The sequence below is a fragment of the Rhizobium sp. BK650 genome (assembly GCF_014195325.1).
Taxonomy (GTDB): Bacteria; Pseudomonadota; Alphaproteobacteria; order Rhizobiales; family Rhizobiaceae; genus Rhizobium.
In genome coordinates, this window is sequence record NZ_JACIBK010000010.1 from 203,871 (window position 1) to 226,338 (window position 22,468).

The 22,468-nt window shown below is 56.5% G+C and carries 20 protein-coding genes and 1 pseudogene; 10 read left to right on the top strand and 11 right to left on the bottom strand.

Annotated elements, in window-relative coordinates; all coding sequences use genetic code 11:
• Nucleotides 1-171 precede the first annotated feature (171 nt).
• Both FHX15_RS22770 and FHX15_RS31085 read left to right on the top strand, forming a co-directional pair.
• Complete coding sequence (locus FHX15_RS22770) at nt 172-585, top strand: hypothetical protein (protein ID WP_184400632.1); 414 nt, start codon at nt 172-174, stop codon at nt 583-585.
• Nucleotides 586-885: 300 nt separating this feature from the next.
• Nucleotides 886-1,874 (top strand): annotated as a pseudogene (locus FHX15_RS31085) (AAA family ATPase).
• A 99-nt stretch (nt 1,875-1,973) separates the two neighbouring features.
• On the opposite strand, the gene FHX15_RS22785 reads toward FHX15_RS31085, so the two are convergent.
• Genes FHX15_RS22785 through FHX15_RS31585 form a run of 3 tightly spaced genes read right to left on the bottom strand, consistent with a single transcriptional unit; the run spans nt 1,974 to nt 5,079 of the window.
• Complete coding sequence (locus tag FHX15_RS22785; protein WP_246779030.1) at nt 1,974-3,131, bottom strand: hypothetical protein; 1,158 nt, start codon at nt 3,129-3,131, stop codon at nt 1,974-1,976.
• 52 nt (nt 3,132-3,183) lie between these two features.
• Nucleotides 3,184-4,398 (bottom strand): NO-inducible flavohemoprotein, encoded by a 1,215-nt coding sequence (hmpA, locus tag FHX15_RS22790; protein ID WP_184400633.1) that lies wholly within the window; start codon nt 4,396-4,398, stop codon nt 3,184-3,186.
• Between the two features lie 12 nt (nt 4,399-4,410).
• Nucleotides 4,411-5,079, bottom strand: a complete 669-nt coding sequence (locus FHX15_RS31585) for a DUF1971 domain-containing protein (protein ID WP_184400634.1) — start codon at nt 5,077-5,079, stop codon at nt 4,411-4,413.
• A gap of 101 nt (nt 5,080-5,180) precedes the next feature.
• Here FHX15_RS31585 and FHX15_RS22800 point away from each other — a divergent pair, with 101 nt between their 5' ends.
• Together FHX15_RS22800 and FHX15_RS22805 are read left to right on the top strand one after the other, a co-directional pair.
• Nucleotides 5,181-5,600 (top strand): Rrf2 family transcriptional regulator, encoded by a 420-nt coding sequence (locus FHX15_RS22800; RefSeq protein WP_184400635.1) that lies wholly within the window; start codon nt 5,181-5,183, stop codon nt 5,598-5,600.
• Nucleotides 5,601-6,544: 944 nt separating this feature from the next.
• Entirely contained in the window at nt 6,545-7,192 is a 648-nt protein-coding gene (locus tag FHX15_RS22805) for an HD domain-containing protein (RefSeq protein ID WP_184400636.1), read from the top strand.
• Nucleotides 7,193-7,721: 529 nt separating this feature from the next.
• On the opposite strand, the gene FHX15_RS22810 is transcribed toward FHX15_RS22805, so the two are convergent.
• Nucleotides 7,722-8,159: an EF-hand domain-containing protein gene (locus tag FHX15_RS22810; RefSeq protein ID WP_246779031.1), complete on the bottom strand. Its 438-nt coding sequence runs from the start codon at nt 8,157-8,159 to the stop codon at nt 7,722-7,724.
• 212 nt (nt 8,160-8,371) lie between these two features.
• Between FHX15_RS22810 and FHX15_RS22815 the strand changes: the two genes are divergently transcribed.
• Nucleotides 8,372-9,835, top strand: a complete 1,464-nt coding sequence (locus tag FHX15_RS22815; protein ID WP_409527028.1) for a catalase — start codon at nt 8,372-8,374, stop codon at nt 9,833-9,835.
• 754 nt (nt 9,836-10,589) lie between these two features.
• On the top strand, nt 10,590-11,336 hold the full coding sequence (locus FHX15_RS22820; protein WP_184400638.1) for an SDR family NAD(P)-dependent oxidoreductase: 747 nt from the start codon (nt 10,590-10,592) through the stop codon (nt 11,334-11,336).
• 48 nt (nt 11,337-11,384) lie between these two features.
• Here the strand turns inward: FHX15_RS22820 and FHX15_RS22825 are convergent, their stop codons facing one another.
• Nucleotides 11,385-11,969: a glutathione S-transferase C-terminal domain-containing protein gene (locus tag FHX15_RS22825; protein WP_184400639.1), complete on the bottom strand. Its 585-nt coding sequence runs from the start codon at nt 11,967-11,969 to the stop codon at nt 11,385-11,387.
• Nucleotides 11,970-13,127: 1,158 nt separating this feature from the next.
• Here FHX15_RS22825 and FHX15_RS22835 point away from each other — a divergent pair.
• Nucleotides 13,128-13,562 (top strand): hypothetical protein, encoded by a 435-nt coding sequence (locus tag FHX15_RS22835; protein ID WP_184400641.1) that lies wholly within the window; start codon nt 13,128-13,130, stop codon nt 13,560-13,562.
• Nucleotides 13,563-13,610: 48 nt separating this feature from the next.
• On the opposite strand, the gene FHX15_RS22840 is transcribed toward FHX15_RS22835, so the two are convergent.
• Nucleotides 13,611-14,363: an SDR family oxidoreductase gene (locus tag FHX15_RS22840; RefSeq protein ID WP_184400642.1), complete on the bottom strand. Its 753-nt coding sequence runs from the start codon at nt 14,361-14,363 to the stop codon at nt 13,611-13,613.
• A 268-nt stretch (nt 14,364-14,631) separates the two neighbouring features.
• Here FHX15_RS22840 and FHX15_RS22845 point away from each other — a divergent pair, with 268 nt between their 5' ends.
• Complete coding sequence (locus FHX15_RS22845; protein WP_184400643.1) at nt 14,632-15,270, top strand: response regulator transcription factor; 639 nt, start codon at nt 14,632-14,634, stop codon at nt 15,268-15,270.
• 285 nt (nt 15,271-15,555) lie between these two features.
• Nucleotides 15,556-16,317 (top strand): SDR family oxidoreductase, encoded by a 762-nt coding sequence (locus FHX15_RS22850; protein WP_184400644.1) that lies wholly within the window; start codon nt 15,556-15,558, stop codon nt 16,315-16,317.
• Nucleotides 16,318-16,512: 195 nt separating this feature from the next.
• Here FHX15_RS22850 and FHX15_RS22855 read toward each other — a convergent pair whose 3' ends face one another.
• From FHX15_RS22855 to FHX15_RS22870, 4 genes are all read right to left on the bottom strand, one after another.
• Complete coding sequence (locus FHX15_RS22855) at nt 16,513-17,484, bottom strand: alpha/beta fold hydrolase (RefSeq protein WP_184400645.1); 972 nt, start codon at nt 17,482-17,484, stop codon at nt 16,513-16,515.
• A gap of 175 nt (nt 17,485-17,659) precedes the next feature.
• Nucleotides 17,660-18,226, bottom strand: a complete 567-nt coding sequence (locus FHX15_RS22860; protein WP_184400646.1) for a hypothetical protein — start codon at nt 18,224-18,226, stop codon at nt 17,660-17,662.
• 226 nt (nt 18,227-18,452) lie between these two features.
• Nucleotides 18,453-19,163: a winged helix-turn-helix domain-containing protein gene (locus FHX15_RS22865; RefSeq protein ID WP_184400647.1), complete on the bottom strand. Its 711-nt coding sequence runs from the start codon at nt 19,161-19,163 to the stop codon at nt 18,453-18,455.
• 59 nt (nt 19,164-19,222) lie between these two features.
• On the bottom strand, nt 19,223-19,642 hold the full coding sequence (locus tag FHX15_RS22870; protein ID WP_184400648.1) for a cupin domain-containing protein: 420 nt from the start codon (nt 19,640-19,642) through the stop codon (nt 19,223-19,225).
• 89 nt (nt 19,643-19,731) lie between these two features.
• Between FHX15_RS22870 and FHX15_RS22875 the strand changes: the two genes are divergently transcribed.
• Complete coding sequence (locus tag FHX15_RS22875; protein ID WP_184400649.1) at nt 19,732-21,141, top strand: PLP-dependent aminotransferase family protein; 1,410 nt, start codon at nt 19,732-19,734, stop codon at nt 21,139-21,141.
• 134 nt (nt 21,142-21,275) lie between these two features.
• Here the strand turns inward: FHX15_RS22875 and FHX15_RS22880 are convergent, their stop codons facing one another.
• The gene (locus FHX15_RS22880; protein WP_246779034.1) at nt 21,276-22,448 is read right to left on the bottom strand and encodes an adenylate/guanylate cyclase domain-containing protein; all 1,173 of its coding nucleotides are present in this window, start codon (nt 22,446-22,448) and stop codon (nt 21,276-21,278) included.
• Nucleotides 22,449-22,468: the final 20 nt, after the last annotated feature.

Below are 22,468 nucleotides of genomic sequence, written 5' to 3' on the forward strand. Positions count from 1 at the left end.
TGCGGGCGTCCATAGTGATCGATGGAGATCAGCGCTCCCGCCGTGGCGATGAAATGAGAAGCGAAGACCCCTGCCTGATTCCGAGTGCCGCCATCCCAGTCTCCAAGGTTGCGGTCCGCTCCTCCGCATCCCTCTGCGCTTCGCCCGCCTCGAGCAGCTCTTCAAGGGTGCGTGCGCGCTTTCGAGGCCGTCAAGTTCGGTCTGTTCCGCCTCGCTCAAGGGGAGGGGCTGCGGATAGTGCCGTTCAAATTGCTGCATAGTCGCATCATTGGCGACGAACAAGATTTCCGTCCAAGCCCAGCCCTCGGCCGCACTTGCCTCGAGCTTTCCCGCCACAAGCTGTTTGAGGAGAACGGGATCAAGCGCAAAACCGCCGCCATCCTCATTGAAGAGATCACGGCGCACCGGATCGCCTGCCGCCTCATAGGGCTCAAGACCGCCAATGAAGCGCAGGCGCTTGTCGCTTGCCCTTATGGCTTCACCAGTCAGCGCCGCACGGATATCGGAGGGGTGCCGGTTCCAGGCGGGCAGGGGCCCAGACGCGCTCCTATTGGCCATGTTGGCAGCAAGCTCCGGGATGCTTGACTGTCTGCAGTCCCGCGAAACGAGGGAACACGAAGCCGTCGCTGAAGAGAAACATCCACCGGCTTTGCGGCTTGGGTATTCGCGCAATCAGGCGGATGCGGAAAGCGACGAAGGGCGGCTCCTTGTGACCTAAGGCGTCCGGTACGCATCCAGTTCCGCATGCAGGGTTGCGGCGCTCGCCTCGACGGCCGCAATGTCGTCAGAGATCAGTCTCGTCCTTCGAGAGTTTGTTGACGCAATTCGCCAAAGACGGTGCAGCGCGGGTCATGGCGCGTCTGCGTGGGGGCGAGGGAGAATAGGGTGCGCATCAATCGCCTCGACCTTACGCGCTATGGCAAATTCACGGACGCGGTCATCGATTTCGGATTGCGTCCTGTCGGATCGCCGGACCTCCACGTCATTTACGGTCCAAACGAGGCCGGGAAATCGACGACCCTGGATGCCGTCCTCGATCTGATCTTCGGGATCGGGAATACGACGAAATATGCGTTCCTGCATCCCTACAACACCATGCGTCTAGCGGCGAACGTTCGCGTGGCAGGTCAGCACAGGGAATTCGTCCGTATCAAGCGGCCGCAGAACAGTCTGCTCGATCAGGAAGAGCGGAGTCTGGCCGATACGGAGATACGGGCCGACCTTGGCGGGATCGACCGCGATGCTTTCTCGACAATGTTTTCACTGGATGATGTCACGCTCGAGAAAGGCGGTGAGAGCATTCTCGCAAGCAAGGCGATCTCGGTGAACTGCTTTTCTCCGCAAGTGCCGGTCTTTCCGATCTCAGCCGCCAGCTTCTCGCGATAACCGCCGCGGAACAAGCACTGAAGCTCTATAGAGATCGCCATCGGAGTGGAATGATGACAAGGGCATCCGAGGCGTTCAGGATCATCAGCCGCGGAGCCTACACGGGGGTCGCCGCGCAGCCCGGCAAGGACGGCGAGGTTCTCATCGCCGTATCGGCGAACGGCGGTTCGAAGATCGCCGACGAACTCTCCAAGGGCGCGCGCTTCCAGCTCTATCTCGCGCTTCGGGGGGCGGGATATCACGAGTTCGTCGCCAATCGCGCACCCATTCCGTTTATCGCCGACGACATCATGGAAACATTCGATGACTTCCGCGCCGAGGAGGCCTTCCGATTGTTCACCGAGATGGCCGGGCATGGGCAGGTAATCTATCTGACGCATCATCGGCACCTGACCGAGATTGCCAAGAAGGTTTGCCCGGGTGTCAGGTTGCACGACCTGGAGACGGTTCAATCGGTAAGTCGGCTTGATGGCATTGCGGCGGAGTAGGGTGTAAGACCATATGTCCGTCTTCGTGGCGGAGGTGGCTCGCCCTACAACCGACCGCCGTGCGGGCCATGTCACTGACAAAGCCCGCACATCTACACATCACTTGTCGGAGGGCGCACCGATCTCGCCCTGGATGCCGGGGCCGTGGGGATGCTCGGGATTATATGAGTGAGTCGTCTTGGCGTCTTCACCGATTTGCAGGTCTCCATCGATGCCGTAGAACGCGATATGAAGACCCCAATAGGCAGTGCAGAAGATCACCAAAGTGGCCGACAACCCAAGTGGTATATTGACGATCTTCTGCTTGAACGCCGTCATCAAGTCTACGCCGCTCCTCCGATCCGCCGCTACGGCAATTAGGATCGCCATGATCAATCCATGGCCGATCAGATCGACGCGACCGAATGGCCACACCGCCGCGGTAAAGATCACCAGCAGGGCCATTGCCGAAAGCCTACGGATCAGTGGCGTCCAGAGAAGTCCAAAACCCAGAGTGAATTCGGTGACCCCAGCCATAGGGATGAACACGTCACGGGGCATTCCGAAGGTAAGAAATGGCTTCTCGATCACGAGCGGATAGAACCAGCTCGGAAATGCGAACTTCTCCAGGCTCGACCACATCAAAGCAATTGCCAGCCCCCAACGAAGCGCTTCGAATCTCCGTTCTCGAAGGCTCTCGTTCTTCAAAGGCTCCAGAAGGAGGTAACCGGCAACGCCAAGTCCAAGCGCTAGGTAATCGAAGAGATGAAAGAGATCGTAATCCCTGAGGGCCAGAAGCCAGAGTGCGATGATACCAACTCCCGCGATCGGCATCGTTCCCCGAGAGAAAACGCAGCACGCGATAAGCAGCTGCATCCAAGAGACCCATTCGGCAGGAGTCTTCAAATCCGGTGTAAGATATACGCCACCGACCGCAAAGATTGCTACAAAGAACGATGCAATAATAGCTCGGATGTAGTCGTCCTGACGGTCCCACAATGGCGCGGTAGCGGCATTGAGTCCCTCTATCGCCACTTGACCGAAACCGCTTTTCTCGATCAGACGAGTGGCAACGAAGAAAATCAGCACCAGAACTATACCGACCCAGAACCAAATGTCGTGTAGTGTAACCGACAGCGGTTCCGGACGGGCACCAACGATATATGGAGCAAACCATTTCACGTGTGCCGAAGCCGTTTCAGGAATTGAAAGGCCCGCGAGAATTGCAAGGCCTGCGGACATCGTGATCGGTCCGTTCGATTTTTGAAGCGCGTTCATTGTTTTCACTTCGTGGGAGGAAAGAGCCGGTAGAATCCCGGCTCCAAAGGATTCACGCGGCGATTAGTTCGTCAGAAGGTCCGAAGAACTCGTAGTGGATGCGATCGGCGGAGATGCCCGCGCCGCTGAGGCCACCGACGAGCGCACGGAGAAACGGCTTCGGTCCGCAGAGGTAGAAGTCGGCAGTGTTGAACGGCGTATTTTCTTTCAGCCAATCCACGGTGATGTAGCCGTCGTGATCGTGTGATAGGCCGATCGCATCCCCCTGACGGGGTTCGCTGTAAAAGGTCTTGACCGCTACACGCCCGTGCGCCGAAGCGAGCGACCGGACGTGACGATCCATGGCATGGGTAGAGCTGTTCAGAGCCCCGTGTACGAAATGCGTATCAAGCTCAGGATACTCCCTGGTAATCGCCTCGAGTATGCTGACCATTGGCGTTAGTCCCACGCCTCCGGAAATCAAAACGACCGATCGCTGAGGCTCTTCCGGCAGATAGAAGTCGCCGGCCGGAGGCGTGACCTCGAGTATCGTTCCGATCTCTGCTGAGTCGTGGAGATATAGCGAGCCGCCCTTCCCCTGTTCCTCGCGCTTGACGGAAATCCTATAAAGCTCGTTGTTCGGGCCGCACGATATCGAGTAATTCCGTTTCACCTTCTGACCGTCCGCCAGAGTCAGGCGGAACGTGAGATACTGGCCGGGTCGGTGCCGCAGGACACGACCGCCATCCACCGGACGAAGGATGAAGGAGGTAACGACGTCACTCTCGCGAACCTTCTCCGATATCTTGAATTTCCTCCAGCCGTTCCAGCCGCCGCTCTGGCCCTCGATCGAGGTGCGGATGTTCGCCTCGCGTGCCTTGAGGATGTCGGCCAGGAACCAATACGCTTCGCCCCACGCGTCCAGGAGCGCGGGAGTGGCATCGTCTCCGAGAACGTCTTTGATGGCGGCCAATAGGGCATTGGCCACGTAAGGATAATGCTCCGGAAGTATGTGGTAGCCGATATGCTTGTGGGCGATGCGCTCTACCACGGGTGCCAGCGCGCCGAGGTTTTCGATATTCTGGGCGTAAGCGAGGATGGCGGCGGCCAACGCGTGAACCTGGGAACCACCTTCGCCTTGGTTAGCAAGGTTGAACAAGCTCTTGATATGCTCGTGTTCGAACAGGCGGATATACATGCGCTTGGTGATATCGCTGCCATGTGCGGCCAGTGCGGGAACGCTCTGCTTGACGATTTCGATCGTCTGCTGAGAGAGGGGAGTTGCCATCGTTTTTTCCTTTCACTGCAGGGGTTGGACCAGCGGCCCGTCGTAGAATTCAATCCTGAATTTCACGGGACCGTCGATTTCGAGATGGTGCGGGGCGAGCGGCGGGATCACTCCGGGGCGGTTGGGTGCGAGCACGGTCGACTGATCTCCAAGGAGATAGCGAATTGCACCCTCTTCTACTCGGATCAGCCCCCACGAGCCCTCTTTCCGGGAATGCGAGCGTAGAAGCGCGGTGGGGACGCTCCTTTCGTCGAAAGTCGGGGTGATCTTGTAAGGAGCCGCCGCGGTGGACTGTGCGGCAGGGAGGGGAGAGGCCTGGGGTGGCTGACCAAACATCGCTTGGGAAAGCCTGGTGGCAACCCGACCAGCCTTCGCTTGCATTTGTAAGGCCGTTACCGGGGAAACCAGCTCATCTGTCGTTTCCTTCCAGAGTTCGAGCCAGCGTGCGAACATCTCCGGCTCGATCTTGTCCGTGTGTACAAGGTGCATCGCAACCGGATTTCCCTTGTAGCGCCCGGAAGTCAGCATCAGGGAGGACCAGAAGTCGGTCAGCCTGGTAATGTGTTCCTCCCAGTCCTCCACCACGGCAAAAGGCCGCGCCAGAGACGGGTCACGGCGGATTCGCGCGTAAAAGGCGCGGAGAACTACTGCAATTCTGTCTTCTGTCAAATTCTCGATCACGAAACACCTCAATAAGATGCATATTAAATGCATCTATTACGAAACGGCAAAACATGCTACCATATGCATCTTTTCTTTATGGGCGTTTTGACGCAGGCGACATGAGACTGACACGCTATACGGATTACGCGATCCGCGTATTGCTATACCTTGGTTCACGTGCCGAGGGCCTTGGCTCGATCCGAGAGGTCGCCAAGACATTCGGGATATCCGAAAACCACCTGATGAAGGTCGTCCAGGATCTCGCTGCCGCGGGTTTTATCGAAGCTGTCCGAGGGCGTAATGGCGGTATACGGCTCGCCAAGCCCGCTGAACATATCAATCTTGGTGCCGTTCTGCGACATACAGAGGGTCTCGACGCCCTGTTGGAATGCTCGGACTGCATGGTAGCCTCGGCATGTGGACTTCCGCCGGTGCTGTCGGAGGCGATTGCCGCTTTCGTCGGCGTATTCGACAAATACACGGTCGAGGACCTAGTGCGACGTCGTCTGGAATTGAGAGCCTTACTTGCCATAGCCTGATTGCAGAATCCCTTCGCCATCTTCAGTTCGCGTCTGGAGCTTGATAGAAAGCAGAAGTTTTCAAACGGACCAGAGGTCTGGGAAAGTTGAGTCGGCGATTTTTAGTTGTTCATAGACTTGAGCAATCCCGAGGTCGGCGATGACTCAAGGATCACGTGATATCTTCTGTTGGACCTCCGCCAGGTGGCGTGACCCACACGATATTATCCACCCGCAATACCTTGGCCTTGACCAGACCCCCCCCCCACGATTTGGGAGCATTTGGAGATTGAGATGAAGTGTCTCCCTGGAGCCGCTCCTATGCCGGACCTGTCCACCGATCCAGGCTATTTTGAGCGTCTCAAAACTGCTATCTGCGTCTTGCCGGTCGGCAAGTCATCGACCCTGCGCGGGGGGCGAGCTCGCTCTACCGGAACGAAGCCTCGTCGCGGTCGCGCACAATACCAATGCCGATCCGAGATTTGAATAAGCCAATCGATGAGCCAAAAATCTCCTCGGCTACAGATGGGAGGAGTTTGGTTCGTTGCCGTCTCATCTTTCGCCCGAAGCACCTAACAGGGACGATCGGCAGCGTTTGCTGGCCGGATATCCGCAAACGGAATCACCGAGAACTATCGCGGTCCGCAGGTGGGTTAACTTCAGGTGCTCGGTTCCGTGTGGAGGGCGACGTTGTCCGGCAGCTGTTGGACGAGGCAGCGAGTTTCTCACGTTGGACTTACGACGCCTGATCGAAGACGTTTTTCCTCGATCGTCAATCAGATGTTATTTTTTGCCAACCGCCCACCCATGATGGCGGGCGCATGGTCGGGCAATGGTGGCCGAGACCTGTCGGTGGTTCCGGCTGGAGAACAGCTGCGCTACGCACATCGTATAGTTACGTATGTTTCTTATGTTATTTAAGTATACCAGCTCGCGTGAAAGAGAAATTACGGCAGGAGATGCAGATGGCAGTTGACCGTAGACGTATTCTAGCTGGCGTTGTTGTGCCAGACACGGAAATCGTGCGGAAAGCTTTGAAGTACGCAGAAAAAATATATGAGCCTTACTTGTTCAACCACGTCATGCGATCGTGGCTGTTCGCGGCAAGTCTCGCGAAAATCCAGAATGTCGACCACGACGAAGAGGTCGTCGCGCTCGGCACCCTGCTACATGATGTGACTTTGAACCCCTCGTTCCGGGGTCCGCGCCGCTTCGAGGTCGAAGGGGCTGATATCGCGAGACGCTTCGCCTGGGATAGCGGCGTGGTAGGTCAGCGAGCGCAGCTCGTCTGGGATAGCGTGGCCCTCAACTCGACCCCTTCGATAGGACTCTACAAGGAACCTGAAGTAGCGCTATGCACGGGAGGCATTTGTCTCGACGTCGTAGGTCTGCAGTATTCTCGGCTTGCAGTCTTGGAAATGAAAGCAATCGTGGAAGCCTTCCCGCGGCTCGGCCTGAAGAAGAAAATGACCAGCTGCTTCTGCCATATGGTCGAAAACGCGCCGGAGACCACGTACGACAATTTCCTGTGCGACTTCGGATATCGGTATGTGCCCGGCTACGAAGCGCCGTCATCCGTGGATTTCGTCATGAACGCTCCCTTCGACAGTTGATATCAAGGACGCCACGGGCTTCAGGGCTTGGCGGGAAAACATCGCAGTGCCCTGCCGTACGGATTAGCATCCAAGAGCTCGACAGAGACACTTCGCCCGAGTTCAGTGGAGTATCAATGGAGGCAATGCCAACGTATAACTTTCATCGGGCACCCGACGGAGTAGCCTCAGATCGTCAAGATCGCGTCCTGCCCTCCGAAGCAACTTGACCTCCTTTGTACCCTCATCGCTGAGGACTGCGGTCGCTACGTTCGCACGTGGGCCGTCTTGCCGCAGACGGCCCGTTTTTTTATTGGCGAACTACGAGTTGCAAACGACTGGTTTGCTTACTCTTGTTATCTGAAGCCCATAGACCATTGAATATTGCCCGAGTTGAACGCCGTCTCTCGCGTGAGAGAAACTGCCCGGCTCAAAACGGTGTGCCTCTCGCCCCTTTCAAATGCTCGTCTGCGACAAAATCACCCGCGGGCGAGTGCGGCGTCGTTGCCGTAGGTGGCATGGCGGCCGCGCTGGCGATTGATCGGATGTTTTAGCTGCGGAGATTGCGAAGGCGTGCAGCGAACCCTTGATCCAAGTGTCCGACACTTACGGGTAACATCTTCGCGAGCGCGTCGCCGAGTTCGGTCTCATCGACCCAGCCCTTGCCGGTAGTGTCGATCTTTGCCCATCTTTTTTCGTTGGCGACCTTATCGTCCGGACGATTGTCGAGTTGCGCAAGGCGCGCCTGACCGCTCATGTATTCATCCTTTGTAACCCGTCCGTCTTTGTCGGAATCTGCCCAGTCGAGAGATTGTCTAGCCATCCGCGCGTGGAAGTCGGCTATCAGCTGGCTGTCGTTGACCGCAGGCGGAGCAGCCGTCGTCTCTGAGGACCCGGACAGGACCAGTTTCTCGTCGGCGATCGACGGTGGCCTGCGGGTCGCGGTTGAAAACACGCTATGAATCGAATTGTTGTGAGCAACTTTCATGATCTTCATTTCCCATTGGTGACGGTAGGTGGGCGCAAGCTGGCGTGACAGGCTTGCTTCAAACTTGCCAAAAACGGGTATCGTCTCGCCTGGTTACAACCGTAATCATTTGCGTGCCACAGGTTGTGTTTTCAAGGTGGTTACCGACAATGCGCTCGATCAAACGAGGGTATAGCTGTACAGAGGAGGAAGCCGGTGGCCTATTGCCCTCGATCAAACGCAAGGGCGATAAAATGACCCAACGAAAGCTGACGACGGCCGCAGGTGCGCCCGTAGCGGATAACTTCAACATTGAAACGGCGGGGCCACGTGGGCCGGCCCTACTTCAGGACATTTGGCTGATCGAAAAGCTTGCGCATTTCGATCGAGAGGTCATCCCTGAGCGCCGCATGCATGCCAAAGGCGCGGGCGCTTTCGGGACGTTTAAGGTCTCAAGCGATATCACGCGCTACAGCAAGGCAGCTCTTTTCTCCGAGATTGGCAAGGGAACGCCGATTTTCATCAGGTTCTCAACGGTCGCCGGCGAACGCGGGGCGGCCGACGCCGAACGAGATATTAGAGGCTTCGCTATCAAGTTCTACACCGAGCAGGGGAATTGGGACCTCGTCGGGAACAATACCCCCGTCTTCTTCTTCCGAGATCCGCTACGCTTCCCGGACCTCAATCACGCGGTAAAGCGCGACCCCCGGACGGGGATGCGAAGCCCTGAGAACAACTGGGACTTCTGGACTTTGTTGCCCGAGGCGCTGCATCAGGTGACAATCATCATGTCGGATCGCGGCATTCCCAGGACGTTCCGGAATATGCATGGCTTCGGTAGTCATACGTTCAGCATGGTCAACGCGGCCAACGAACGACATTGGGTGAAGTTTACGCTGAAATCCCAACAGGGTATTGCAAACCTGTCCGATGAGGAGGCGGCTGAATTGATCGGACGTGACCGGGAAAGCCATCAACGGGACCTCTTCGAGAGCATCGAAAACGGCGAGTATCCCCGATGGAAGCTCTATATCCAAGTTATGTCTGAAGAGCAGGCAAGAACTCATCGGCACAATCCGTTTGATCTTACGAAGGTGTGGAGACACTCGGAGTATCCGCTCATCGAAGTTGGGATTCTCGAACTCAATCGCAACCCGGAAAATTTCTTCGCGGAGGTAGAGCAAGCGTCGTTCACGCCTGCCAATATCGTGCCGGGTCTTGGCTTCTCGCCCGACCGAATGTTGCAGGCGCGCCTGTTCTCATACGGCGATGCGGCAAGGTACCGTCTTGGCGTCAATCACCACCAGATTCCGGTCAATGCACCACGGTGTCCCTACCATTCTTATCATCGCGATGGCTCCATGCGGATCGACGGGAATTACGGTGCTCAGACGAGCTACGTGCCGAACTCACGAGGGATTTGGGATGAACAGCCGGATTACCGGGAACCCCCGCTTGAGCTATTCGGATCGGCCGACCGATATGATCATCGTGTCGATGAAGACCACTACGAGCAGCCAGGGGCTCTCTTTCGCTTGATGAATGAAGAGCAGAAGGAGGCACTTATCGCCAATACGGCCCGCGCGATGTCCGGTGTCTCGATGGCAGTGAAAGCTCGGCATGTCGAGAACTGCCGCAAAGCCGACGTTGACTACGGCGTTCGGCTTGCCGCCGCGCTCGATCTCGATACCCAGTAGAGAATAAGATGTGGCGCGCAGCGATCTGTTCGGATTTACGGCAGGTATCAGGGCATCTTCCTGCGCTCCGCGAAAACGGCACAGGAGATTCCTGTGCCGTTTTCCCCCGCAACTCAAGCGGTCAGACGAACGAGGCTTCCGGTACGACGTCACGCTGGTCCGGCTAGAGTCGGCGATACATACCGACGTTTACCCTGACTCCGCGTCGGCAAAATGCCGTCTGCCCCCGGGAGTCTCTTAGCCGACCCGGGGCCCCGTTGGCCCGCCGCTAGATATCGGCCGAATTCATAGCTGCGCACACGAGGTAGCTGTCGGAACGGTTGATGAAGCCCTGAAGTTCGTCTCCAATCAACACATCGATCCAACGCTGCTCGAATTGAGGTGCGAGGACGATCATCCTCTGCAGAACCGAAATGGCGAAGAGCTCCGATCCGCCCAAACATCAACCCGGCATAGAGCCGGTAAAGCGGGGATGAGACGGAGAGTTAGGATCAAGGTCGATGGATTTCCGGAGTGGATATCCGCAGAGGAGTCGACAGAGTCTCTTCTAAAAAGCGGCCTCGGATTCACTCCTTTACCGGACGACAGCGCCGCTGGAGGTCTAAAGATCTGGCGCAGTCCTGTTGAAGGTGCCTAGCTGTCAGGCCCGTCGGCCTATTCCACAAGCTGAGGAATGATTGATGTGCCAGCTGGCCGGCTAATACTTTGCGTGCCCGGAACGTATTTCGATGAGATCGAAAACGGAGTTCAATCCATGAGATCACTTGAAGGAAAAATTGCAGTGATTACCGGTGGCAATAGCGGCATCGGAAAAGCGACTGCCAGGCGTTTCGCTGAGGAAGGCGCACAGGTCTTGATTACCGGCCGTCGCCAAGACGTCGTCGAAGCTGCCGCGGCAGAAATCGGCCATCAAGCATTAGGCGTCTGTGGCGACGTCTCGCAGATCGATTTCCATCAACGCTTGGCCGAAACGGTGCGGCGCAAGTTCGGTGCAATTGATATCTATGTCGCGAACGCGGGTGTGATTAGTCTTGAGGGCTCGAGTAGGGTCACTGAGAGCGAATTCGACCGGCACTTCGACATCAATGCTCGCGGCGTCTTTTTTGGCGTTCAGGCAGTTGCACCACTGATCCGCGACGGCGGCAATATCATCGTTACAAGCTCTTTGGCCGCCACAAAGGTGCTTCCGCAGCACACAGTGTACGCCGGCTCAAAGGCGGCCCTAGCAGCTTTCGCGCGGAACTGGGCGATTGAGTTCCGGAACCGTGGTATCCGGGTCAATATCCTGAGCCCCGGGCCAGTCGAAACGGAAATACTCGGCAAGCTCGGCGTGAGTGACGCCGACCGACCGGGCTTCGAGGCGCACATGGCGGATTTGATCCCCGCGGGTCGGATGGGCCGACCTGAAGAACTCGCTGAGGCGGCATTGTTCCTCGCGTCGAAGGGAACCTTCGTCAACGGAATCGAACTAATCGTAGATGGCGGTATGCATTTGACCTGAGGAAACGTCCCACCGACCTGTCAGTTTAGGCGGGTCGGTGGAAACGCTTCAGCTGAGCCCCTCGATGGCCAGCGCCACCTTTACCGCAGGACGCGTCCGCATCCGTTCGCGTAGTCCGACAAGAGGCTTGGGAACTTCAAGGCCGAAACGCTCGGCCCAAAGCAACATGACAAAGAGGTAGCAGTCAGCGACTGTTGGGTGTTCCCCAAACAGATAGTCGCCCGCGAGACTATTCGACAGAAATTCGAGCCGCGTCTCGATCGCGGCGCGCGCTTCCGCCATCTCTTGATCGCTACCAGAATGCCAGAGCGGGCGCAGGCTACGATGCAATTCAGTGGAGATATAGGCGAGCGCTTCGAGGAGGCGCGTGCGGCCCAATTCTCCTCGAATGCCGAGCTTGGGGTAGTGAGATGCGATCCAATCGAGGATTGCAACGTTCTCGGTGATGATTTCACCGTTGTCCAATTGGAGCGCTGGAACGTATCCCTTCGATGTTAGTTTGATGTAGTTCTGTCCTGACGCGGTGACCTTCAATTTGAGATCGACCCGCTCGCGCTCGAAGTCAATGCCGGCTTCTTCCAAGGCGATATGGTCGGCGAGACTGCAAGCAAAGGGGCAATAATAGAGCTTCATCGGGTATTTCTCAGCTTTCACAGGTTGGTTTAGCGACCTCCGCGAACGGCGGGCGCAGAATGGCGTGGTGTAGCGTCGCGTGATGTGATCGCCAATCAAACGAGTGGTTGTCTTGAAGTGAAGGCGAAGCTGTGGGGTAGGAGGCACGCGCCGGGCCTCCTGCTAAAGCCGCCAGCAGCGCTCGCAACAACGGAACTCGAGATCCACAATGCCAGATCGAACAGATGCCCGGCGTAACAAGGGTCTTCATCGTCGATGGAGACGAAGAAACGAGGCCTTCGCTGCTCAAGCTTTTCCGTTTTGCCACATCGAAGCGCGAAGCTACGCGACCGCCGCGGACCCGTTCGATTCAGTCGACCTTCGGGCACCGGGCTGCTTGCTTTTTGACACGCATATCGACGGCTTCGACGTCCAGCAACGATCGGCGGCGCAAGACTCCGCTACCAGTTGTCTTTATGACCAGAGATGCCACCATTCCGATGGCTGTTGACGCCATGAAGCGCGGCGCGTGCGACTTTCTCCTGAAGTCCCTGGACGATTTCGCCGTTCTAGCGGCCGTCCGTAGTGTATAAATCGAGATCTGGCTTCGAGTTCTGGCCGCCGAAAGCGACCTTGATCGAGATGCTGACGCCCCGTGAAGCCGAAGTCGTGAGGTGTGTAACGGAGGGTGATCAGAACGAGCAGATCGCACCTCTCACCGTCTCGATATTAGCGAAATGATGGTGAAGATCCGTCGAAGCCGAATGATGAAGAAGACGAAGGCGAACTCTCTGTTACAGTTCATAAAGAAGCTCGAGCTCGTCTACGGCAAGTCCACCTACCGCTAAATGATTTTTCCCTTTTTGCTGAGAACGCAAACCCGCTCTGGCTAGCGCCGGGACGTGAAGCCTGGCGACTGCAGATAGATCCGCGCCGCATCACCGTCCTGCAATTCGGTATTCTTCTCGATCGCAATGAGGGGCTTCGTCGGATACGACGCCTGCAAACTGAAGAAAACCTGCACTTCATGCCGAACAGCTCCCGTTTGGCAGATAGATTACAAGCTCTGTAAGTTTCCCTCCAACAGCACATCTGCGCTCGATGCCCAAACCTTCGTTTGGGAGGTTATAAGCATGTCACGATGATAGTTTCTTCGGCAGTCAACCGAAGGAGCTTGAAATGCCAATTCTCAAATATTGTATACTCGCGATGGTGTGGTTCAACGTGATGTTGGCCGGATGGCTCTCGATTCACATGCTCTATGACCCAGAAGGGTGGTACTACTTCGTGCCCGGGGTCACCGATACAGGCCTTTACAATCAACATTTCATCCGGGATATCGGCATTATCCAAGGATTTATCGCGCTGGCATTTGCTATCGGTACGTTTAAACCGGAGCGCCGTATCGAACTCTGGGGAGCCGCAACGCTCTGGCTGATCGCTCACGCCTGCTTCCACCTCTGGGAAGTAGCTGTCGGTATCTGCTCCGCGTCTGTTCTCCTGCGCGATTTTCCCGCTGTAAGCCTCCCGTCGCTTTTTGGCATCGCTGGCACTTTTTGGGCGTACGCGCAGTCTCGAGTGAGTGCCAAGCGCTTCGCAACCGCTCATCTCTGACCCACAGCGCCAACATTCGTGCCAGAGCCTCATGCTCCGGCACTCTGCTCAGACGTACAATGTTCTCGACAGCCAGTCGTGATACGTCAGTTTCCCCAGAGCGGTAGGCATTGTCGGGATCAGACCCTCAGGGCGGACCGAGATTCCAAAGTAGCGAGCTTCCGGATCCGAAGTTATTGGCCGCGCGTCTTCGGTGATTGTCATTAGTTCGTTTGCAAGATCGACCAGGTTAGTCGGTTCGGGACCACCTATTTCCACGATTGAGTTTTTAGGCTCCTCGGCACTCAGCTTGGCTATCCAGGCTGCTGCCTCATCGCCGGCGACCGGCTGGAGCCGAAGTGATGGGAGTTGGATCACACCGTCCTCCGTGGAAGTGTTCACTATTTCGCTCAGAAATTCAAAGAATTGTGTGGAGCGGACGATCGTGTGCGGCAATCCAGAAGCTCGGACGAGGTTCTCCTGGACGAGTTTCGCGCGAAAATAGTCGTTCTCTACGAGACTTTCCGCTCCGACTACAGAGAGGACGAGATAGTGCCCGACGTTGTGCTTCTTCGCCGACGTCAGTAGATTAGTTCCCGCTTGTTTAAAGAGCCCGAGAACGTCTCCGCTCCCGAACGAGCCGAAGTTCGTAACGTCTATTATTGCGTCCGCACCATCGAAGGCCTCGTCCAAGCCTTGACCAGTCAATGCATTGACGCCGATCTTCTTGGATGCCTCTACGACAGCCCGCCCATCGCGCTCAAGGTATCTTACTGCCTTCGAGCCCATGGTGCCGCTAGCACCTACAACAACCACCTTCATGCGAGACTCCTACATATTAAAGGGCTCTGAACCCTAGAAGCTTGCTTCGTGCCTCGCGACTAAACGAAGTTTTAGCTTGACCTAACCTCTGCATCCTGCGCCACGGCTGCGACAATGAGGTGGGGAGTTGGCGTGGAGGCGAGGGGAGGGACCTAAACCAACGTTTATGGCCCCGTCGTTGCTGAACTGTGCTAGAGAAACCACGAGCGCCCACTTGATGACGGGGTCCGTCATGTGACGCGAGCTTAGATTGAAAGGCGGAATTAAGGTGCAAAACGCAAACGTAAGGCTAGACACGTCTGCTGAACCCATTGTGTATGTGGTTGACGACGACGTCGAGATGCGGGAAGCATTGCTCGACCTCTTTCTGGTCACAAAGAAGCGTGCCTTTGCGTTCTCCTGCGGTTCAGAGTTTTTCCAGCGGGCCGATACAACGGTGCCGGGATGCGTTGTCGTTGATGTGAGGATGCCCGATGGTAACGGGCTCGACTTGCAGGATCGCCTCATTTCGATAGGGAGCAAACTCCCAGTGATATTCCTAACGGCGTTCGCCGACATACCCACGAGCGTTCGCGCAATGAAGGCGGGGGCCACCGACTTCATAACCAAACCTTTTTCAAATAAGGACCTTCTACAGGCCGTCGATCACGCAATCGAAGTGGATTGCAAGCGTCGCAATGCGGCGGCTGAGGTCGATCGAGTGAAGTCGCTTGCCGACACACTAACGCCACGGGAAACTGAAGTAATGCTTGCCGTCGTGAGTGGCCTGATGAACAAGCAAGTCGCCTACCAGCTTGGAATCAGCGAGATGACCGTCAAGCTCCATCGTATGAGTGTTATGCGTAAGATGGAAAGCCGCTCTCTTCCCGATCTTGTCCGCAAAGCTGAGATGCTACAGCGGGACTGATTCACTGCACTTAGGCTTCGCCGCTTGCTCGGTGAGATGCGTTCGTTTCGCGGCAGGTCTGCCGGCGTAGTTGGCAGGCTACGGTCATCCCCCAACATACGTTTAGCTAGGCTCCTTGGGATATTCCCATAGACTTCCCGCAGGTCAAGCCGTGATCGGTCGGTCGTATTGGAGATCTTCCATCGAGAGGATCGCTAGTCTTCGTCGACTGCGACCTGACCGCACGAATCTGCGGTGCCGGCATCATCTGGCGTTGCGGATAGATCACCGTAGTAGGAGCAAACAATGAAAATCGTCGTGATTGGCGGAACCGGCTTGATCGGTTCCAAACTGGTGAAGCGCCTTGAGGCCAAGGGGCATGAAGCGATCGCAGCATCTCCAGCGTCTGGTGTGAACACTGTGACCGGCGAAGGACTGGCAGACGTGCTCGCAGGCGCGGAGGTTGTCGTTGACGTAGCGAATTCTCCGTCGTTTGAGGACAAGGCTGTCATGGAGTTTTTTCAGACCTCCGGCCGTAACCTGCTTTCCGCCGAGACTGTTGCTGGTGTTAAGCACCACGTGGCGCTTTCGGTCGTCGGCACCGAGCGATTGCAAGAAAGCGGCTATTTTCGGGCCAAGCTGGCTCAAGAGAATCTTATCCGGGAGTCCAATATTCCCTATACGATCGTTCACTCTACCCAGTTTTTCGAGTTCATGTTCGGCATCGCTCAGTCCGGTGCCCAGGGTGATAAGGTCCACCTTTCGCCCGCGATGATGCAGCCAATTTTCTCCGATGACGTGGCCGACGCTCTTGCGGAGATAGTGGTAGGTTCACCTTCCAATGGGGTAAGGGAAATCGCGGGACCGGAACCAATCCGCATCTCGGACGCCGTGACGAAATACCTCCGTCAGATTGGTGACAAGCGCGAAATCGTCGTCGACAGCAAGACTCCGTATTTCGGCGTAGTGCTCAACGACAGAATGTTGATGCCAGGGCCTGGCGTCCACCTCGGGCGAACTGCTTATTCGGACTGGGTTAAGACGGCCACGCCGCCGCCGGCACGCTGAGTGGCATGATACCATTCAACTGGAAAGGCCGCAGAACGTGTCTGCGGCCTTTCTTCCTATAAGACATAATCAGAACCTGAAGACCGTCGAGACTGGGAGCAAAGCTGCCTGCACCCTTGAAGACGTCTGCTACGAAGTCGCCTGCGATCGCACGGTCGAAAAGGGGGCGTTTGTCGCCAAGCGCCCCCACACCAATCAAGCTTGAATGAACGCAAGAATGTCGGCGTTAATGACATCGGCGTGCGTTGTCGCCATGCCGTGAGGCAGGCCGGGGTAGATCTTTAGCGTTGGCCTTTGAAGAAGCTTCGCGGAAAGTTCTGCTGAATCAGCAACCGGGACCACTTGATCGTCATCACCGTGCAGCACGAGTGTAGGCACCTCGATCATCTTCAAATCTTCGGTAAAATCGGTCTCTGAGAAGGCCTTGATTCCCAGGTAGTGCGCATTCGCAGCCCCTTCCATCCCTTGACGCCACCAGTTCTTGATCGTGGCGTCGTTTGGCGTAACCCCCTCACGGTTGAAACCGTAGAACGGACCGCTTGCAACATCAAAATAGAACTGCGAACGGTTGGCCGCGAGTGCAGCGCGGAACCCATCAAAGACCTCGATCGGGAGACCGCCCGGATTCGCGGGCGTCTTCACCATGATCGGCGGAACAGCGCCGATCAGTACGAGTTTGGAGACGCGACCCTTGCCATGGCGAGCTGTGTAGCGGGCTGCTTCACCGCCGCCGGTCGAGTGACCAACGTGGATCGCGTTTCGAAGGTCGAGGTGCTCTACGACCGCGGCAACGTCGGCTGCATAGTGATCCATATCGTGCCCCCCGCTTACTTGCGACGATCTGCCGTGCCCCCGGCGATCATGTGCAATTACCCGATAGCCCTTTCCGAGGAAGAAGAGCATCTGGTTGTCCCAGTCGTCGCCACTAAGGGGCCAGCCGTGATGGAACACGATAGGCTGAGCATCCTTGGGGCCCCAATCCTTGAAGAAAATTCGCGTGCCATCGCTGACAGTAACCGAGTTGTGACTCTCGGAGGCGGCGGCTTGTTGCTTCCTTTTGCTCGTCGCCGACGCTGGCTGCGCTCCTGCGGCGGCCGCGGCCGCCGCAAGGGTGAGTGTTCCGGCTACGACGTCACGTCGAGTCGCGCTAAGAGAAGATTTTTCCATGGTTTTCTCCGAAGTAAAATCAATAATACTTGAATGACGGCTGGGCTTGTTAGCCATTCAAGAATTATACCGTACCGATATAGTAAAGAATTGAAACTTATACATACGTTATATACGGTGCCGCGTGAGGCCTCGTGCAATTGCGATTTAGCTGATACTGGCGATCACGCGCTCGTCAAACCGGCGTTTTGGCTAAGCGTGGCACCACCGATGGCGTTGCCCCCTCACGCAGAGTCTCCCGCCACTCGTACAGCAGGATTCCGGGTTGGTGATCTTGGACTATGAGGTCGCGCTCGACTGCGAGAAAGAACTCTGCGTGAATCAAGTCCGTGAAGCCAGCGAACAGCATACGCTGTCTGCGAGCGGGCACGCGTCGCTCCCGGACTTCGATGTCGACAATTCCGATTGTCGCATCCCAATGAGCGACGGACAACGGGTTCTTCTCGGCATCTAACACTCGATCCGAATACGCGAAGACTTGGGGCAGTTCGAAGAACTCATCGATCTCCGCGCGTCCGAACCCCTTGTGGTCAGGCTGCCAATCTTGCACGGTCAATGGACCCATGTGATGCTCTGAGAAGAGCTGGCCATGTTCGACGCGATCGCGGCACCTATATCCAAAACCGTTTTTGCATAACGCTATGTGGACGTCGGCGTGGTCAAATTCGAAAGGTCTGTCGCGAATGCGGCTGATGATCTTTTTAAGGTCGCGAAGATAATGCGTGTATAACGTAACGGCCATGTACGGACCCATAGTGCTCGCATCCACCAACCACTCAGCACCGTTGCAAAGGCGCTGAGGGTAGAGAGAAATTATCGGCTACGACGCTCCGCCGGATTTCGGGGCTTCCGAATTCAAGGGGCAACCAACCAGCTTTCGAATACCTTAGGTGCTAAACGGTTGACCTTGTAGCTATACCGAAGTTTGCGCATTGCACTTTGCTGACTTGGGACCACTGTCAGATTTTTCACAAACCTTTTGCTTCGGTGGCGACTTCACTGTCGAAGAGATAACCAGAGCCGCGCACCGTCCGTATCAGCCGTGGTTTGGCGGGATCAATTTCGACTTTCCGGCGGAGCCGCAATACCAAGGCATCAAGGCTGCGATCGGAAATCTCGCCCTCATGAAGCCTGCTTGCCGATAGCAAGCGCTCGCGCGTCAATATCGTCCGTGGGCTGGCCAAAAAAACCGTCAACAGATTGAATTCCGCGGTCGTCAGTTTGATTTCGCCTGCGATGGCGTGCCTGAGAAGTCGTTGCCGCACGAAAAGCTCGTAACCGCTGAATCGGTACGAGCGTCGCTCGCGCAGGAGGTTAAAGCCCGCTCTGTCTCTCATTGCCGCCTTTACCCTGGCAACGAGTTCACGGTTTCCAACAGGTTTGCAAATGTAATCGCTCGCGCCAGCTTCAAGTCCGCGAACTTTATCTTCCTCGATCGAGCCTTCCGCCCCGACGACCAGAATGGGGGCATGTGTAGCCGTTGTGAGATGGCGTATGACATTCACCATCTCATCAGTATCAATCTCGATCAGCAATGCGTCCACTACATCAGTCGAAAGGATACCTAACAGATGTTTGCGGTCGGCGACATGGGTGGCCCGAATGTCGTGCTGTCTCATGAGCTCGGTAAGTTCCAGTCTCGTCGCTTGGTCGCGGGCGAGTACGAGGACGTGCTTCATAACGAGCTCTGCTGATGCTGTCGTTCGGAGTTCGGCTTCGAGCGGTAAGTCTGCGAGGATTACGGATCTATGTCTGTGACGAGGTTCGTCTCATTTGTGTCTACGACAAACACCGCAAGGAGGCTGGCAGGCTCCGTGGCGCTGGCGTTGGCGCTCACCCCGTGGCGGTCGCCCGGCAGCTCGGAGAAGTTCTCGCCGGCCTTGTAGACTGTCTCGGGGCCGTCGTTAACCTTGCTCTTGATCGCGCCCGTTAGGACAGTCGCGTAGATGAACGCTGATTTGGGGTGGATATGAGCCGAAGACGAACCGCCCGGTCCGTATTCGACGAGCACGCCCTTCATGCTTTTTCCAGGTACATTCGGTAGAGCCCGATCGAATACGATCGATATTTTGGCGGTCCCACCATGGACATCCGAGGCGGTGGCGGTATGCGTTGACAACGTTGCGGCGGCCAGTATCAAAAGCGCTCGGGAAAACATATCCACTCCTTCAAAGGTCAATTTTGAGGACCATGGTCGAAGGTACCGAAACCCGATAGGCCCAATACGGTAGAAAGGCGTTGTACCGAATGACGGGTGCATTCCTCCCGCTGGTAAACCGCGAGCACAGAGTCTCGATTACCCAACAGATTTTCATCGGAATGCGCACCGCGATCCTGAGCGGCGTGCTCGAGAAGGGATCACGGATTTTTTCTTGGAAGGACCTTTCGGCGCAGTTGGGTGTGTCTCGGGGAACCGTCAAGCGGGCTTATGATTTGCTACAGGACCAAGGACTCATCGTCACCAAGGGGAGAGCTGGAACTCGTGTGTCCATGACGCTTCCAGCAGTACCCTTGGAGAGCTTGCCCCCGGTGCGGGCTTCACAAGGACTGTTTTACGATTTCGAGGAAGCTCCCCAGTATTTTCAGCTGGGAATTCCCGCTCAAGATCAATTCCCTGCAAAGGCCTGGCACGGTGCTTGGCGCAGAGCGATCGCGATTCAGAGTGCGCGACCGCAAGTATATCCCGATCCGCAAGGGCTCCTTTCTCTACGGCGTGAGATTGCGGGATATCTTGCCACTGCCCGTGGCTATCGTTGCCATCCCAATCAGGTATTCATTACATCGGGTTTCGCTGGCGCGCTCGGCATCGTGCTCGGTGCAATGGGATTTCGCGGGAGCAAGGCATTCGTCGAAGACCCTGGGTTCCCACGTACTCGGCACGCGCTCAATCAGGCTGGAGTGGAAACGATTTCTGCCCCTGTTGATCGCGAAGGCGTAAATATTCCCGGTTCGGAGCGTGAGGTACGGTTTGCCGTGCTGACGCCGAGCCAACAAGCGCCACTTGGAATGGCTCTATCGGTTGCCAGGCGCGCTAAGGTCCTCGATTGGGCCAATGCGGCCAACGCCTGGATCATAGAGGACGACTACGCGGGCGAATTGCAACTGACGGGCAGGGCGGCCCCGGCCCTCGCTTCGGATGACAAGTTTGGGCGCGTGCTTCACATTGGTAGCTTCAGCAAGACGCTCAACCCCGGCCTCCGACTTGGCTTCCTGGTCGTGCCTCCAACTCTCACTGAGGTGTTCTGTACATTTGTGTCTTGCCTTGCGCCCGCGGGCTCGATCGTTGCCCAACAAGCGGTGCAAGACTTCATGGCAGGAGGGCATTTTTATCGACATCTTCGACGTATGAAGACATTGTATGCGCGGCGCAAAACCTTGCTTGTCGAGAGTCTCCGCCGCGAACTCCACCCTGGAGTCCGATGCGAGTTCGGAGGTGCGCTGTCGGTTCGCTTGTTCTTCCCGGGAACAACCGACGATGTCGCGATTGCGGCCGAGGCACAGCGGCTCTCTCTTGGCGTCCTTCCGCTTTCCCCGTGGTATTTTTCGCACGGTCCGGCAAAGGGGCTTTTGCTCGGAATATCCAATGTCCGCGAGCGCTCAGTTACAACGAAGTGCGAACTGCTATCGCGGCTGATCTCAGCCCAAACCCATGGTTAGATTGATCCGGCCTTCCGGCAGGTCCAGTCTCGTAATGTTGTATCCAACTCGTGCTTGGACAACGCTGGGAGCCGCGGTGTCGATCGAAGCGTCCTCCGACACCGCGGCTTCTCCATGCGGGCTAAAGCAGATTGCTAGACGTTGAGCGCATGAATCCCGATCATCTCATCGAAGCCTTTGATGATGTGCATTCCGAGGCAATCTGTCTGGGCCGCGCATCCAGCTGAAGCAACAAAGTCCGCGGAAATCAAAATCGGCCTCTTGAGTTGTTTTGTCATGGTTTCCAGCCTTGACGCTAGGTTTACGGCAGGCCCAATCACCGTAAAGTCGAGCCTTCTCTGCGAGCCGATGTTGCCATACATTACCTCTCCCACATGCACACCGGTGCCGAACTTGATCGGAAACCTCTCTGAAGTACGGCGTGCCAATGCCTCGTATGCAGCGGTCAACGCTGCGATAAGTCTTTGACAGGCGTTTGGTTCGTTGAGGGGGAAAACGGCCAATAGCCCGTCACCCATAAATTTAAGAATTTCCCCGCCGTGCCTTTCTATCGGATCAGCCATCAGGTCAAAGTATTCATTCAGGATGTCGATAACCCGATCCCTATGCTGGCTGCCAGAAAGGCTAGTGAAATTCCGTAGATCGCAGACCATGATCGCGGCACTCACCGTGGCACCGCTGCCCCGTGTCGTCGCACCATCCAGGATCTGCTCACTGGCGTGTGGTCCAACATAGGTTTGAAGCAGTGTCCTTGCCAGCTGGTTTTTGAGCCGGATCTCGGTGACCAAGGAGAAGAGTGGCAGCGTGCTGCAAATCAAAGCGATGTCAGCCTCATCGAAACCTCTCGGCCTGTCTGTGGCAAACGTTACGAGATGGCGGCGACCCTGCGTGTGGTCGAGTGGCCACGCAATATAATCGGTCTGGCCCTGATCGCGAAGTTCCTCGTATACGGGATACTTGTGAGGGCCGTGCACCTGGATTTTCTGCCTGACCTCCTTTCCGGTGGCTAAGACGAATTGGAACGGGCTTAGTCGAAAGACGTCTGATGCCTCGACGTCATATGCAACGTTCTGCACGTCCGCCTGGCTGTACCCTCGATACCATATGAGGCGCGTGCCCAGCCATTGTGGATGATGGACCCTGAAATGCAGGGTCGCTCGACTAAGCGCAATGCCCGCCTTAGTCAGACGTTCGCAGAGCTGTACGAATATTCTCTCGGATGAGGCTTCATCGCGAAGGCCTTGCGAAAGCCATTCGATCACCTCTGCGCGGGGATCAGCTTTTTTCCCATTCATCTTCAGCTCCATGGGGCCTTGTGGGGCCTGAG